We start from the raw sequence: 14,093 nt of genomic DNA on the forward strand, positions 1-14,093 counted from the left end.
ATACATAGTGCGACAGGCATGAAACACGAAAGCAATCGGAGCAAGTCATGAAAATTCTGGTCACCGGCGCAAGCGGCTTCATTGGTGGACGCTTCGCGCGTTTTGCCCTTGAGCAGGGCCTGGATGTACGGGTCAACGGGCGTCGGGCCGAAGGTGTGGAGCATCTGGTGCGGCGCGGGGCCGAGTTCGTCCAGGGTGACTTGAGCGATGCCGATCTGGTGCGCGACCTGTGCCGCGATGTCGATGCGGTGGTGCACTGCGCGGGGGCGGTGGGGCTCTGGGGGCGTTATCAGGATTTCCATCAGGGCAACGTGCTGGTCACCGAAAACGTGGTCGAGGCTTGCCTCAAGCGCCATGTCCGGCGCCTGGTGCACCTGTCGTCGCCGTCGATCTATTTCGACGGTCGCGACCATCTGGGCCTGACCGAAGAACAAGTGCCCAAGCGCTTCAAGCATCCTTATGCCGCCACCAAATACCTGGCGGAGCAGAAGGTGTTCGGCGCCCAGGAGTTCGGCCTGGAGGTGCTGGCGCTGCGTCCGCGTTTTGTCACCGGCGCCGGCGACATGAGCATTTTCCCGCGGCTGTTGAAGATGCAGCGCAAGGGCCGCCTGGCGATCATCGGCAACGGCCTGAACAAGGTCGACTTCACCAGTGTGCAGAACCTCAACGAAGCGCTGCTCAGCAGTCTGCTGGCCAGCGGCTCGGCCCTGGGCAAGGCCTACAACATCAGTAACGGCGCGCCCGTGCCGTTGTGGGACGTGGTGAACTATGTGATGCGCCAGATGGGCGTGCCACAGGTCACGCGCTACCGCTCCTTTGGCCTGGCCTACAGCGTGGCGGCCCTCAATGAAGGTTTCTGCAAGCTCTGGCCGGGCCGTCCGGAGCCGACCCTGTCACGCCTGGGCATGCAGGTCATGAACAAGAACTTCACCCTGGATATCAGCCGCGCCCGCCATTATCTGGATTACGAACCGAAGGTCAGCCTGTGGACCGCCCTGGATGAATTCTGCGGCTGGTGGAAGGCCCAGGACATACGCTGAAAATAAACACTGAACCGAGTTCGAGGTTCAGGGTCGATCAGGGCGGCGGGTTAGCGGTTTATACTCGCCGCATTCAGCTATCACCGCGGTTTTAGAAAGGTTGCCCCATGCGTAACGATGCCAACGACGACTTCGACGATGTTCCAAGCCTGCGTGCCGATACCCTCGACGATGATTTCCCGACCACCGCCGCGGGCCGCGCGCGTACTTCGGTGCATTCGCGCAGCGTGCCGGTAACCAAGGTCAAGGCGCCGAGTGCCGGGCCGCTCTGGGCGCTGGTCGGTGCCTTGTTCTTCGCCTTTATCGGCCTGGCCTGGTGGAGCTTCCAGCAGATCTCGCTGATGGAGCAGCAACTGGTCGCCACCCAGGAGAGTTTCGCCCGCATCAGCGAAGAAGCGGCGGGACGCCTGCAGGATATTTCCGGCAAGGTGGTTGCCAGCCAGTCCAGCGTCAACAGTGACAGCGAAGCCTTGAAGCTGCAGATCAAGCAGCTGGAAAGCCGCCTGCAGGACCAGGGCAAGCAGCAAGGCGTGGCCGGGCAGGCCACGGACCTGGACAAGCGCCTGGCGCAGATGACCGCGCAGGCCACTGAGCAACAGACGGCCAACAGCCAGTTGCAGGCGCAGGTGAAAACCTTGAGCAGCGAACTGGCGGCCCTGAAGAGCGCGCCTGCCGACACCAGCAAGGTCGATGCCCAGTTCAAGAGCCTGAACGGCGAGATCGCCGCCTTGAAAAGACAGGGCAACCCGAGCGCCGCCATCGAACGCCTGGAGCAGGACATCATCGTGCTCAAGAGCCAGCAGGACAATCGTCCCGCCGCTGCCCAGGGTGGCACCAACACCGCCGAGTTCGACGCCTTCCGCGGCCAGGTCACCCGCAACATCAATACCCTGCAGAGCCAGATCCAGAATCTGCAGCAGCAGCTCAATACCCGCCCCTGACCTTGACCACCTTCCCGCGCCTGGCGTGGGAAGGTCGTGGTCTTGCCTCGCGCCTCCCTGCTTCGCTGAATACTCGACCATATCCCGCAGCCGTCTACGCTCTTGAAACACCAACAAGAACGAGGGACGCGCAATGAGGGGATTGCTGAGAGCCACGGTGCTGGGGTGGCTGCTGGTGTTCTGCACCAGCCAGGTCCAGGCGGCGGACGATGCCACGGCGGCCAAGGCCCTGCTGGAAAAGGCCCTGGCCTATTACCACGACCAGGGTGACAAGGCCTTCGCCGCGTTCAGCCGGCAGGGCGAGTTCGTCGACAAGGACCGTTATGTGTTTGTGGTCGACACCAAGGGGGTGATGCTGGCCAGTGGCGGGCCGTCGTCGGCGCTGATCGGCCGCGATGTTTCCGAAGTGCTCGGGCCGGATCTGCAAAAGGCCTTCAAGGACGCGCTGAAGATTCCCGAGGGCAATGGCATCCAGCAAGCCGAATACCGCTGGCAAAACTGGGCCGACGGCAAGGTCGAGCGCAAGCATGTGTATTTCCAGCGGGTCGGCGAGCGAATCCTGGCGGTCGGCTATTACCTGCCACGGGCTTCCGCCGAGCAGGCCAGGGCCTTGCTGGACAAGGCGGCGAGCGAGCTGGTCAAGGACGAGAAGGGCACGCTGACGGCGATCAACTCGCTCAAGGGCGGTTTCCTGCAGGACGACCTGTATGTGTTCGTGGTCGACCTGGACAGCCAGCGCTACGTGGCCCACGGCACCAATTTGCGGCTGATCAATACCGACTTCAACAAGGTCAAGGACCCGGATGGCAAACCGGTGGGCGAGCCTATCCTGGCGCTGATGGCCGCCCAGGATCAGGGCGAGTATGAGTACCGTTGGAAGAACCCGGTGACAGCCAAGGTGGAAGACAAGCACGCCTACCTGCGCAAGGTCGGGCACTTCCTGGTGGCGGTGGGGTATTACAGCCCGTGAGGGCCGGTCGCCGGCCGGCTCGCGTGTAGATAGAGCCGGCTGGCGATACCGCTATTTGACCTTGTCTTCACGCCCGCGCAGCAGCGCGTTGGGCATGGCGAGCGCCGCCGCCAGCCCCAGCAACGACACCGCCGCGCTGACCATCAGCAAGTGTTTGAAGGTCAGCAGCAACTCAGCCCGCAAGGCTCCCTGTTCCGGACCCGGCGCGGCATTCAGGCCATCGAGCAGCACATTGCCCGAGTGGCCTTCGCCGATCAGCGCCGAACCGCTCAGCTGGGCGAAGCTGGAATCCTGCAACAGCGCCAGCAGCAGCGCCGACATCAAGGCCACGCCCATCGCGCCGCCCAGGGAGCGGAACAGGTTGGTGGTGCTGGTGGCGACCCCGATGTCCCGTTGCTCCACCGAGTTCTGGCTGCCCACCAGCGAGGTCGGGAATTGCATGCCGGAGGCAATCCCGCTGAACAACATGAACACGCTGCTCAGCAGCACCGCCTGGGGTGGGCTGAAGGCCATGCCGAGAACGGTCAGCGGCATCAACAGGGCGCCACTGAGGATCATCGGTTTGTAGCGACCGGTCACCGAGGTCATGCGCCCGGCGAAGTAGGCGCCTATCGGCAGGCCGATGGCCAGCGGCAACAGGTGCAGCGCAGCGCTGTCGGCACCGGCGCCGGTGACGCTCTGAAAGCGCAACGGCATCAGCACCGTCAGCGAGATGGCCTGGAAGCTGGTGAAGAACACCGTGCACCAGCACAGCATGGCGTTGCGGTTGGCAAACAGGTGCATGGGCAGCAGCGGTTCTTCCGTGCGCCGTTCATGCCAGGCGAACAGGGCCAGGGCGACGACGGCACAGGCCAGCAGGCCCAGCACCTCTTGGCTGCGCCAGGCGTGACCCTGGCCGAAATGGGTGATCGCCAGCAGCAGGGCGGTCAGGCCGATGATCATCAACAGCGTGCCGAGGTAGTCGATGATCGGTTTGCGCTGCGGGATAGGCAGTCCTCGCAGGTTGCGCCTGGCCACCAGCCAGGCGCCCAGGCCCAGGGGCAGGTTGATCAGGAACACCCAGCGCCAGGACAGGTATTCGGTCATGTAGCCGCCGAGCACCGGGCCGGCGACGCTGGCCGCCGCGTACATGCTGCTGAAGTAACCCTGGTAACGCCCGCGTTCGCGGGGCGGGACTATGTCGCCGATGATCGCCTGGCTGACCGAAATCATCCCGCCGGCGCCGATGCCCTGGAAGATCCGCGCCAGCACCAGCTGTTCCATGTTCTGCGCCATGCCGCAGAACAGCGATGCCAGGGTGAACAGGCCCATGCCGAACAGCATCAGCTTGCGCCGCCCGTAGAGGTCGCCGAGCTTGCCGTAGATCGGCACCGCCACGGTCATGGCCACCATGTAGCCGGAAATCACCCAGGCCAGCAGGCTGACGTCCTTGAACTGCGCGGAGATGGCGGGCATGGAGACCGCGACTATGGTCTGGTCCAGGGCGCCGAGGAAGATCGCCAGCATCAGGGCGATCAGTACGCTGCGAAGAGCCAATTGGGGTTGGCCAGGCGGGTTGGGATGGGTCACGAAAGAACCTGCGGGCAGTGATTGACCCGCAAGGGGCAAGGCGAGCGGGAATGCTCGCCAGTGTACTCGATAGGCCCCTACTCGATAGCCTCATAAGGAAGGCCGACGTAATTTTCCGCAATGGTTTTGCGACCGGCCTCGGAGTCGACGAAGTACGCCAGCTCCGACTCGGCGATGCGCTGGCTGAAGTCGTCGGAGTCGGGGAAACGGTGCAGCATCGCGGTCATCCACCAGGAGAAACGCTCGGCCTTCCAGATCCGCCGCAGGCAGATTTGCGAATACTTTTTCAGCAGGTCGGTGCGCTGCTCGCGGTAGACCTTGAGCAGAATGTTGAACAGTGTGCTGACATCGCTGGCGGCCAGGTTCAGGCCCTTGGCCCCGGTGGGCGGCACGATGTGCGCGGCGTCGCCGACCAGGAACATCCGTCCGTATTGCATCGGCTCGACCACGAAGCTGCGCAGTGGCGCGATGCTTTTCTCGATCGACGGCCCGGTCACCAGGCGCTCGGCCAGCTCCTCGGGCAGGCGCTTCTTGAGCTCGTCCCAGAAGCGTTGATCGGACCAGTCGGCGACATTTTCCTCCGCCGGTACTTGCAGGTAGTAACGGGTGCGGGTGGTCGACCGCATGCTGCACAGGGCGAAACCGCGTTCGTGGCGGGCGTAGACCAGTTCGTCGTGGACCGGCGGGGTATCGGCGAGAATGCCGAGCCAGCCGAACGGATAGACGCGCTCGAAAACCTTGAGCTTGTCGGCCGGGATCGACTGTCGGGCGACCCCGTGGAAACCGTCGCAACCGGCGATGTAGTCGCAGTCCAGGCGATGGGGCTCGCCCTGGTAATCGAAGGTCAGGTAGGGCTGGTCGCTCTGCATGTCGTGGGGGCGCACGTTATCGGCCTGGTACAGGGTCCGGGCGCCGACGGCCTGGCGGGCTTGCATCAGGTCGCGGGTGACTTCGGTCTGGCCGTAGATCGTGACGCTCTTGCCGCCAGTGAGGGCGTGCAGGTCGATGGCCACCCGGCGACCGTCGAGGGCCAGCTCGAAGCCGCCGTGCACCAGGCCTTCGGCGTCCATGCGCTGGCTGACCCCGGCCTGGCGCAGCAGGTCGACCATGCCTTGTTCCAGTACCCCGGCGCGGATGCGCCCGAGTACGTAATCCGGGGTTTGTCGTTCGAGGATCAGGGTATCGATGCCGGCCTTGTGCAGCAGCTGGCCGAGCAGCAATCCGGAGGGGCCGGCGCCAATGATGGCGACTTGAGTTTTCAGGGTTTTCATTGTTTTTATGACTCGCAAGCTTCACGCGAACAGGTTCGCTGAGTGATTTTTATGTTTCGAGTGCCTGCATTTTTCACTTGTGATGCTGTCAGTTGAAGGTGAAAACTGAGCCGATACCTGTTCATTTCACCAATCGGTGCGATTATCGCCCGTCACCCAGAGGCCTGGATTGCAGTTATGAATAAGCCTGCCTTGCCTTCAATTCCGGTGTTCAAACTCTATGGGGAAAGCCTGGATTGGCCGACACCGGACCTGCTGCACTGCGAAACCATTTCCAAGCGCAGCCGCGAGCACCATTGGGAAATCAAACCGCATCGGCATGCCGATCTCTGTCAGTTGCTGTTCGTGCATCGCGGGCAGGCCGAGCTTGAGATCGAAGGCCAGCGCACGTTGCTGGGGGAGTCGGCGCTACAGATCCTGCCGGCCCTGTCGGTGCACGGCTTTCGTTTTTCCGAAGACATCGACGGTTATGTGGTGACCCTGGCGGCGCCCTTGATGGCCCATCTGCAAGCCCAGTTGGGGCACTCGGTGAATGCCCTGGCCGTGGCCGAGAGCTACCCGGCGGGCGCCGACGGCGACTACCTGAACAGCCTGTTTGCCGCGTTGCAGAATGAGTACCAAGGGCGTGAGCCAGCGCGGGAAATGCTCATGCATTCGCTGGTCAGCGTGATCATGGTGTGGGTCAGCCGCCAGGCGATCCGGCGCCGCAGTGCCAGCCAGCGGCCGCAGCGGGCACGGGAGTATTTCAATGGCTATATCCAGCTGGTGGAAAACCACTATCGCGAACATGTGAAGGTCGAGGACCTGGCGCACAAGCTGGGGATTTCCGTTTCCCACCTCAATGGCACCTGTCGTGAACTGGCGGGCCAGCCGGCCCTGCAGATCATGCACGAGCGCCAGCTGCTGGAGGCCAAGCGCCTGCTGACCTACACCAGCATGACCATCTATGAGATTTCCGACACCCTGGGGTTTTCCGATCCCACCAACTTCACCCGGCTGTTCCGCCGCCGCGTCGGGATCTCGCCCAAGGCTTTCCGCGACCGCTTGAAGAGCGATCACGAACAGTGACGCCGCGCGTCTGCATCATTTCAGGGAGTTGAGGGTCGCGGTGTGCGGGATGCACTGGTCGACGTTGCAACTGGCATAGACACGGGGCTGCTGCCGGGCCTGCTCGACGCGATAGGCCGCTGTTCCATACAGCGCCAGGGTCACGGTGCAGGTGACGAAAATGGCCAGGTATCTTCTTGTTTTGATGTTCATGGCAAACACCTCTGAACGAATACCCCTGCGCGTGTGGGGGTACTGTTATCAGCATAGATCAGCCATAGGGATCAGCCATGGCCGCGGGCCAGGTTGCGGGCAGCGTGTTGACGGGGTATTCAGCGGTCTTATCGGGTTTTACAGGCCCTTGTCCCACTCCGGCTCCTCGGGGAAACGCAGCACCAGGAAATCCAGCATGCTGCGCAGGGCCACCGGCATATGTTTGCGCGAGGCATAGACCGCGTACATGGGCATTTGCCGGGGCTCTGCCTGGGGCAGCAGGCGCACCAGTTCGCCGCTGTGGATATACACCCAGGCCTGGTAGGTGGGCAGCATGGCCACGCCGGCCCCGGCCATGGTCGCGCGCAACAGGGTGCTGGCGTCGTTGGCGCTGATATTGCCCTGCACCGGTACCGAAACCTGTTCGCCGCCCTGTTCGAAATGCCACAGGCTCTTGCCGAAATAGGAGTGGGTCAGGCAGTTGTGCTGGCTGAGCTCCTCGACCCGCTGTGGCGTCGGGTGCTCGCGCAGATAGGCCGGGGAGGCGCAGATCACCGAGCGGCATACCGTCAGCCGCCGGGCGATCAGGTTCGGATCCAGGTCGTTGCTGGCGCGGATCGCCAGGTCGATGCGTTCGTCCACCAGGTTCACCGCGCGGTCGAGCATCTGCAGGTCGATGCTGACGCCGGGGTAGCGCTTGACGTAGGCGGCCATGGCATCCGCCAGCTGGGCCTGGCCGAACGAGGTGCTGGCGCTGATGCGCAGCAAGCCGCGGGGCACATCGTCCGGTTCGCTGACGGCGGCCTGCATGTCCATCGACAACTCGAGCATCTGCTGGCAGCGCGGCAGGATCTCGGTGCCCGCCGCGGTCAGGCTCAGCTTGCGGGTGGTGCGGTGCATCAGCCGGGCGCCGACCCAGTCCTCCAGCTCCGCCAGATAGCGCGAAACCACCGGCCGCGAGAGGTCCAGGTGGTCGGCGGCGGCCGACTGGCTGCCAAGATCGACTACGGTGACGAAGACGCGCATTGCTTGAAGACGATCCATGATTTGCCCGCTTTCAGAAACAAACTATGTCCAAGCATCGCATTTTTTGTAACGAGTGCGGCAACTAAGCTTCATCTCCATCGCCACCTACCCATGGCCACTTACGGCCGACAGACCATCGGAGCTGCACATGATCGGATTCACCTCACTCAAGCGCCTGCTGCTGGCGACCGCCACCCTGGGTTTCGCCGCCCATGCCGCCGCCGTCGAGCCGGCCCTGAAGCTGGATGTGTACAACCCGGGGACTGCGGCGATCTTCCCGGTGACCTCGGTGCTGGTCAGCGGCAAGAAGGAAGCGATTCTGGTGGACGCGCAGTTCGGCAAATCCCAGGCCGAGCAACTGGTGGAAAAGATTCGCGCCAGCGGCAAGCAACTGACCACCATCTACATCAGCCACGGTGACCCGGACTACTACTTCGGCCTCGACACCATCACCCAGGCCTTCCCCAAGGCCAAGGTCGTGGCGTCGCAGCCGACCGTCGAGCACATCAAGGCCACCGTCGACGGCAAGCTCGCGTTCTGGGGGCCGAAAATGGGCGCCGACGTGCCGGCCAAGACCATTGTGCCGGGCGTGCTCAAGGGCCACAGCCTGACCCTGGAAGGGCAGAAGCTGGACATCATCGGCCTGGACGGCAAGCAACCGGACCGCACCTTCGTCTGGATCCCGTCGATCAAGGCGGTCGTCGGTGGCGTGGTGGTGGCGGAAAACATCCATGTGTGGATGGCCGACACCCAGACCGCGCAATCCCACAAGGACTGGCTGACCACCCTGGATACCATCGCCGCGCTGAAGCCCCAGACCGTGGTGCCGGGCCATTACCTCGGTGAAAGCGCCCGCTCCCTGGTTCCCGTGCATTTCACCGCCGACTACATCAAGGCCTTCGATGAAGAAACCGCCAAGGCCAAGGATTCCGCCGAACTGATCGCGGCGATGAAAAAGCGTTACCCGGACCTGGGCGAAGACAGCTCCCTGGAGCTGAGCGCCAAGGTCGCCAAGGGCGAAATGAAGTGGTGATTCGACCGTCCCCGCGCCTGGCGCGGGGGCATTCCCTGTAAGGCCCTGTGTCGCTTATCGAAACTGGAGAACTGTCATGAGCAAGATTGCAATCATTGGTGCTACCGGTCGTGCGGGTAGCCAACTGCTGGAAGAGGCCCTGCGTCGTGGTCACAGCGTCACCGCGATAGCCCGTGACCCGGCGAAAATCGGCAATCGCGCCGGTGTGGTGAGCAAGGCGGTCGACGTACTGGACGGCGCGGCGTTGCAGGCCGCGGTCGCCGGTCACGATGCGGTGATCAGCGCGGCGCACTTTTCCACTATCCCGCCCAAGGCCGTGATCGAGCCGGTGAAAAAGGCCGGCGTCAAACGCCTGCTGGTGGTGGGCGGTGCCGGTTCGTTGCTGTTGCCCGACGGTAGCCGGGTAATCGACGCCGCCGGTTTTCCGGATGAGTACAAGGCTGAAGCCAGTGCCGGCAGTGTGTTCCTCGATACCCTGCGCCAGGAGAAAGAGCTGGACTGGACCTTCCTGTCGCCGTCGGCGGAGTTCGTCGAAGGCGAGCGCCGCGGGCAGTTCCGCCTCGGCCAGGACCATCTGCTGGTGAGCGCCGAAGGCAAGAGCTGGATCACCTTCGCCGACTACGCCATCGCCATGATCGATGAGGTGGAAACAGCGAAGCACCCCCGCCAGCGTTTCACGGTCGGTTACTGAGACATCCTGTAGTCGCTGCCGAAGGCTGCGATCGGCTGCGCAGCAGTCGTAAAACCAGACACCGCGTTTTTGCAGGTACAAGGTGTTGACCGGATTACGACCGCTGCGCGCTCGATCGCAGGCTGCGCCAGCGGCTACATCGGCTACATCGGCTACGGGGCTATCTGGCCCGGGCCTGTTCCACCAGCCAGTCCAGCAACGCCCGTAACTGCGGCGATGGCGCTGAGCGATCGGGGTGGACCAGGTAGTAGCCCAGGCCAGTGCGCACCTTCAATGCAAATGGCATGACCAGCCGCCCGGCGCTCAGGTCTTCGCCGATCAATGCCCAGTCGCCAATGGCCACTCCCGTCCCCTGGGAGGCCACCGACATCGCCAGGTCCAGGGTTTCGAAATGCTGCCCCTTGCCGATGTTGTTCAGCACCGTTCCCGAGGCTTTCAGCCAGGTATTCCAGTCATGGGTATCCAGGGTCGGATGCAGCAGCATGTGTTGCTGCAGGTCGGCCGGGGTCTTCAGCGCTATCGCCCCTTCGAGCAATGCCGGTGAACACACCGGCGTCAGCTGTTCGTCGAACAGGTGATAGGCGCCGAGGGTGGAGGGAGGCGGGGCGCCGTAAATCACCGCGGCATCGAACTGTTCGCGGCTGAAGTCGACCCCGTGCTGCACTGTGGTGGTCAGCCGCACAGGCACGTCCGGCCGCTCCTTCTGCCACTGCATCAGGCGCGGCAACAACCAGCGCATCACGCAGGTGGACGCCTTGAGTTGCAGGGTGTCGCGGTTTCCCCCGACCTGTTCCACGCCCTCGCTGATCAGGCCGAACACCTGCTCCACCCGTGGCAGCCATTCCCGTCCTTCGCTCGTCAGGCTCAGGCCGCGGGCCTGGCGCTGGAACAAGGCATAACCCAGGTGACTCTCCAGGCCGGCGATCTGCCGGCTCACCGCACCCTGGGTGATATGCAGCTGCTCGGCCGCGTGGGTGAAGTTGCAGCAGCGCGCGGTGATCAGAAAGGTGTGCAGCGCGGGCAGGGGCGGGAGGCGTTTCATAAAGGGCCAAGGCATGACGTGAGGACATGGCTAGTATGACTTTTTATCCATTGTTCCCGCTACACGCGGCCCGTTCCAATGACGCCTTCCCCGTGCCTGGCCATGCAGCGGCCAGCCAGGCACACCGTCTCAAGCGAACAAGAAGGGCAAGACATGGCGACGTGCGGCGAAGTGTTGGTCAAGTTACTCGAAGGTTATGGCGTCGAGCAGGTCTTCGGCATTCCCGGGGTGCATACCGTCGAGCTGTATCGCGGCCTGGCCCGTTCGCGCATCCGGCATGTCACGCCGCGTCACGAGCAGGGCGCCGGATTCATGGCCGACGGTTATGCCCGCACCAGCGGCAAGCCGGGGGTGTGCTTCATCATCACCGGCCCGGGGATGACCAACATCACCACCGCCATGGGCCAGGCCTATGCCGACTCGATTCCGATGCTGGTGATCTCCAGCGTGCAGTCGCGCAACCAGCTCGGCGGCGGTCGCGGCAAGCTGCACGAGCTGCCGAACCAGGGCGCCCTGGTGGGCGGGGTGGCGGCCTTCTCCCATACCCTGATGTCCGCGGCGGAACTGCCGGGCGTGCTGGCCCGCGCCTTCGCGCTGTTCCAGGCTGGCCGCCCGCGCCCGGTGCACATCGAGATCCCCCTCGACGTGCTGGTGGAGGAGGCCGATGAGCTGCTCGACAGCGAACCGGTGAGCATCGCCCGGGCCGGCGCCGCGCCCGCCGCGGTTGCCCGGATGAGCCAGTTGCTGGCGGGCGCCCGGCGCCCGCTGATCCTCGCCGGTGGCGGCGCGATCGATGCCGCTGCATCCCTGACCCGCCTCGCCGAATTGCTCCAGGCCCCCGTGGCCCTGACCATCAATGCCAAGGGCATACTGCCGTCGCGGCACCCGCTGCTGATCGGCTCGACCCAGTCGCTGGTGGCGACCCGCGCCCTGGTGGCCGATGCCGACGTGGTCCTGGCCATCGGCACCGAACTGGCCGAAACCGACTACGACGTGACTTTCGCCGGTGGCTTCGAGATTCCGGGCGCCCTGTTGCGCATCGACATCGACCCTGACCAGACCGTGCGCAACTATCCGCCGAAAGTGGCGCTGGTGGCCGACGCGCACAGCGCAACCGAAGCCTTGCTGGCCGAGCTGGGCAAACAATCGCTGAGCGAGCGCGACAGTGCCTGGGGCACGGCCCGCGCCGCTGCCTTGCGCAACGCACTGGAGCAGCAGTGGGACGCGCCGACCCGGGCGCAGACGCTGTTCCTCGAAACCGTAGTGCAGGAGTTGCCGGAGATCGTCATCGTCGGCGACTCCACGCAGCCGGTGTACAGCGGCAACCTGACCTTCAACCCCGAGCGTCCGCGCCGCTGGTTCAACTCCTCGACTGGCTACGGCACCTTGGGTTATGCCTTGCCGGCGGCAATCGGCGCCTGGCTCGGCGGCGCTTCCGAGCGCCATGCCCGGGGCCCGGTGGCGTGCCTGATCGGCGATGGCGGCCTGCAGTTCACCCTGTCGGAACTGGCCTGCGCGGTGGAAGCGCGCACGCCGGTCATCGTGCTGCTGTGGAATAACCAGGGCTATGAAGAGATCAAGAAATACATGGTCAACCGCGACATCGAGCCGGTGGGCGTGGACATCTACACGCCGGACTTCATCGGCGTGGCCAAGGCCTTGGGCTGCGCTGCCGAGGCCATCGACAGCGTCGACGGATTGCGCGATGCGCTGCGCGCGGCCAGCGATCGCCAGGGACCGACCCTGATCGAAATCGACCAGGCCGGCTGGATGCGGGCGGTGCAGGCATGAGTCAGGCAAACCTGTTGAACGGCCTCTACATCGACGGTCAGTGGCGTGCTGGCAGCGAGCTGTTGCCGGTGATCAATCCCTCCACCGAAGAGCCGTTGGCGCTGGTCGGTGGTGGCGACCGGCATAGCGTCGAGCAGGCGGTAACGGCCGCCCAGGCCGGGCTGGTGCAGTGGGCCGCGGCCAGCGGTGCCGAGCGTGGCGCGGTGTTGCGGCGGATCGCCGCCGGTGTCGCCGAGCGCCGTGAGCGCCTGATGCACCTGCAGTCGAGCAATAACGGCAAGCCGCAATTCGAAGCGGCCATCGACGTCGACGATGTGATTGCCACCTTTGAGTACTACGCAGGGCTGGCCGAAGGTTTGGACGCCGCCCAGGATCGCGACGTGCCGTTGCCCAGCGATGATTTCAGCGCCCGTGTACGGCGTGACCCCTGTGGCGTGGTCGGCTTGATCGTGCCGTGGAATTTCCCGATGGTCACCACCGCCTGGAAGCTCGCGCCGGCCCTGGCCGCCGGTTGCAGCGTGGTGCTCAAGCCCTCGGAAGTCACGCCGCTGCCGGAGCTGGAACTGGCGGCGATCATTGCCCGGAGCGGCTTGCCCAAGGGTGTGTTCAACCTGGTCTGCGGCACCGGGCTGGCGGTGGGTGCGCCGCTGGCGGCCGATCCGCGGGTGGCGAAGATTTCCTTCACCGGCAGCAATGCGGTCGGGGTCCAGGTCATGCAGCGCGCGGCGGAGACGGTCAAGGGCGTGAGCCTGGAACTGGGCGGCAAATCTTCGCTGCTGGTGCTGGCGGATGCCGATCTCGAACTGGCGGTGGAGCTGGCCTGCGGCGGCGGTTTTTTCAACGCCGGGCAGATGTGCTCCGCCACCAGCCGGGTGCTGGTGGCCGACGAACTGGCGGACGAGTTCCTGCTGCGCCTCAAGGCGCGGGCCGAGGCGATTCGGGTGGCGGACCCTTTCGATCCGGACGTGGAGATGGGCGCGCTGGTCAACCAGGCGCAATACCAGCGAGTGCTGGGCCATATCGATCGCGGGCTGAGTGTCGGGGCCAGGCTGGTATGCGGTGGCGAGCGTCCGACGGACCGCGCGCGCGGCTTTTTTATACGGCCGACTATTTTCACCGAAGTGCCCCTCGACAGCGCGCTGTGGCGTGAGGAGATCTTTGGCCCGGTGCTCTGCGTGCGCAGTTTCGCCAGCGAGGCCGAGGCCATCGCGCTGGCCAACGACAGCGAATTCGGCCTGGTGGCCAGTGTGGTCGGCGCCGATGTAGAGAACGCCGAGCGGGTCGCCAATGCCTTGCAGGCCGGGCTGGTGTGGATCAACGCACCGCAGGTGATCTTCCCGCAGACCGCCTGGGGCGGCTACAAGCAGAGCAGTATCGGCCGCGAGCTGGGACCCTGGGGATTGCAGGCGTTCCAGGAGATCAAGCACGTGGTTCGCGTGCGCTGAGCCGCGCAAAAAAA

General features: G+C 64.4%; 13 protein-coding genes. 8 read left to right on the forward strand and 5 right to left on the reverse strand.

Features of this window, described 5'->3' with window-relative positions; genetic code table 11:
• The first annotated feature begins 47 nt into the window (after positions 1-47).
• The 3 genes from PVZ78_RS03830 (at position 48) to PVZ78_RS03840 (ending at position 2,951) form a co-directional block, all read left to right on the forward strand.
• Complete coding sequence (locus tag PVZ78_RS03830) at positions 48-1,040, forward strand: NAD-dependent epimerase/dehydratase family protein (protein ID WP_009045338.1); 993 nt, start codon at positions 48-50, stop codon at positions 1,038-1,040.
• Between the two features lie 107 nt (positions 1,041-1,147).
• On the forward strand, positions 1,148-1,981 hold the full coding sequence (locus PVZ78_RS03835) for an ATPase (protein ID WP_273828249.1): 834 nt from the start codon (positions 1,148-1,150) through the stop codon (positions 1,979-1,981).
• Positions 1,982-2,114: 133 nt separating this feature from the next.
• Entirely contained in the window at positions 2,115-2,951 is an 837-nt protein-coding gene (locus PVZ78_RS03840) for a cache domain-containing protein (RefSeq protein ID WP_038634743.1), read from the forward strand.
• A gap of 51 nt (positions 2,952-3,002) precedes the next feature.
• On the opposite strand, the gene PVZ78_RS03845 is transcribed toward PVZ78_RS03840, so the two are convergent.
• Entirely contained in the window at positions 3,003-4,520 is a 1,518-nt protein-coding gene (locus tag PVZ78_RS03845; protein ID WP_009050521.1) for an MDR family MFS transporter, read from the reverse strand.
• Between the two features lie 77 nt (positions 4,521-4,597).
• Positions 4,598-5,782, reverse strand: coding sequence for a 4-hydroxybenzoate 3-monooxygenase (gene pobA / locus PVZ78_RS03850; protein ID WP_188056702.1), 1,185 nt, complete (start codon positions 5,780-5,782; stop codon positions 4,598-4,600).
• A 186-nt stretch (positions 5,783-5,968) separates the two neighbouring features.
• On the opposite strand from pobA, the gene PVZ78_RS03855 reads away from it, so the two are divergent.
• The gene (locus PVZ78_RS03855) at positions 5,969-6,859 is read left to right on the forward strand and encodes a helix-turn-helix domain-containing protein (protein ID WP_009050519.1); all 891 of its coding nucleotides are present in this window, start codon (positions 5,969-5,971) and stop codon (positions 6,857-6,859) included.
• Between the two features lie 15 nt (positions 6,860-6,874).
• Here PVZ78_RS03855 and PVZ78_RS03860 read toward each other — a convergent pair whose 3' ends face one another.
• Both PVZ78_RS03860 and PVZ78_RS03865 read right to left on the reverse strand, forming a co-directional pair.
• Positions 6,875-7,051 carry a hypothetical protein gene (locus tag PVZ78_RS03860; protein ID WP_009050518.1) on the reverse strand — a complete coding sequence of 59 codons (177 nt, stop codon included), beginning with the start codon at positions 7,049-7,051 and terminating at the stop codon, positions 6,875-6,877.
• A 138-nt stretch (positions 7,052-7,189) separates the two neighbouring features.
• Entirely contained in the window at positions 7,190-8,095 is a 906-nt protein-coding gene (locus PVZ78_RS03865; protein ID WP_051423565.1) for a LysR family transcriptional regulator, read from the reverse strand.
• A gap of 130 nt (positions 8,096-8,225) precedes the next feature.
• Here PVZ78_RS03865 and PVZ78_RS03870 point away from each other — a divergent pair, with 130 nt between their 5' ends.
• Both PVZ78_RS03870 and PVZ78_RS03875 read left to right on the forward strand, forming a co-directional pair.
• Positions 8,226-9,110, forward strand: coding sequence for an MBL fold metallo-hydrolase (locus tag PVZ78_RS03870; protein ID WP_038634732.1), 885 nt, complete (start codon positions 8,226-8,228; stop codon positions 9,108-9,110).
• A gap of 76 nt (positions 9,111-9,186) precedes the next feature.
• Positions 9,187-9,801 (forward strand): NAD(P)-dependent oxidoreductase, encoded by a 615-nt coding sequence (locus PVZ78_RS03875; RefSeq protein WP_273828250.1) that lies wholly within the window; start codon positions 9,187-9,189, stop codon positions 9,799-9,801.
• Between the two features lie 160 nt (positions 9,802-9,961).
• Here the strand turns inward: PVZ78_RS03875 and PVZ78_RS03880 are convergent, their stop codons facing one another.
• Complete coding sequence (locus PVZ78_RS03880; protein WP_009050514.1) at positions 9,962-10,843, reverse strand: LysR substrate-binding domain-containing protein; 882 nt, start codon at positions 10,841-10,843, stop codon at positions 9,962-9,964.
• 153 nt (positions 10,844-10,996) lie between these two features.
• Between PVZ78_RS03880 and PVZ78_RS03885 the strand changes: the two genes are divergently transcribed.
• Together PVZ78_RS03885 and PVZ78_RS03890 are read left to right on the forward strand one after the other, a co-directional pair.
• Complete coding sequence (locus tag PVZ78_RS03885; protein ID WP_273828251.1) at positions 10,997-12,634, forward strand: 5-guanidino-2-oxopentanoate decarboxylase; 1,638 nt, start codon at positions 10,997-10,999, stop codon at positions 12,632-12,634.
• On the forward strand, positions 12,631-14,079 hold the full coding sequence (locus PVZ78_RS03890; protein WP_009050512.1) for an aldehyde dehydrogenase family protein: 1,449 nt from the start codon (positions 12,631-12,633) through the stop codon (positions 14,077-14,079). The genes PVZ78_RS03885 and PVZ78_RS03890 overlap by 4 nt, the downstream gene beginning before the upstream one ends.
• The last annotated feature ends 14 nt before the right edge of the window (positions 14,080-14,093 follow it).

It is taken from the genome of Pseudomonas sp. SBT1-2 (assembly GCF_028640875.1).
Taxonomy (GTDB): domain Bacteria; phylum Pseudomonadota; class Gammaproteobacteria; order Pseudomonadales; family Pseudomonadaceae; genus Aquipseudomonas; species Aquipseudomonas chlororaphis_I.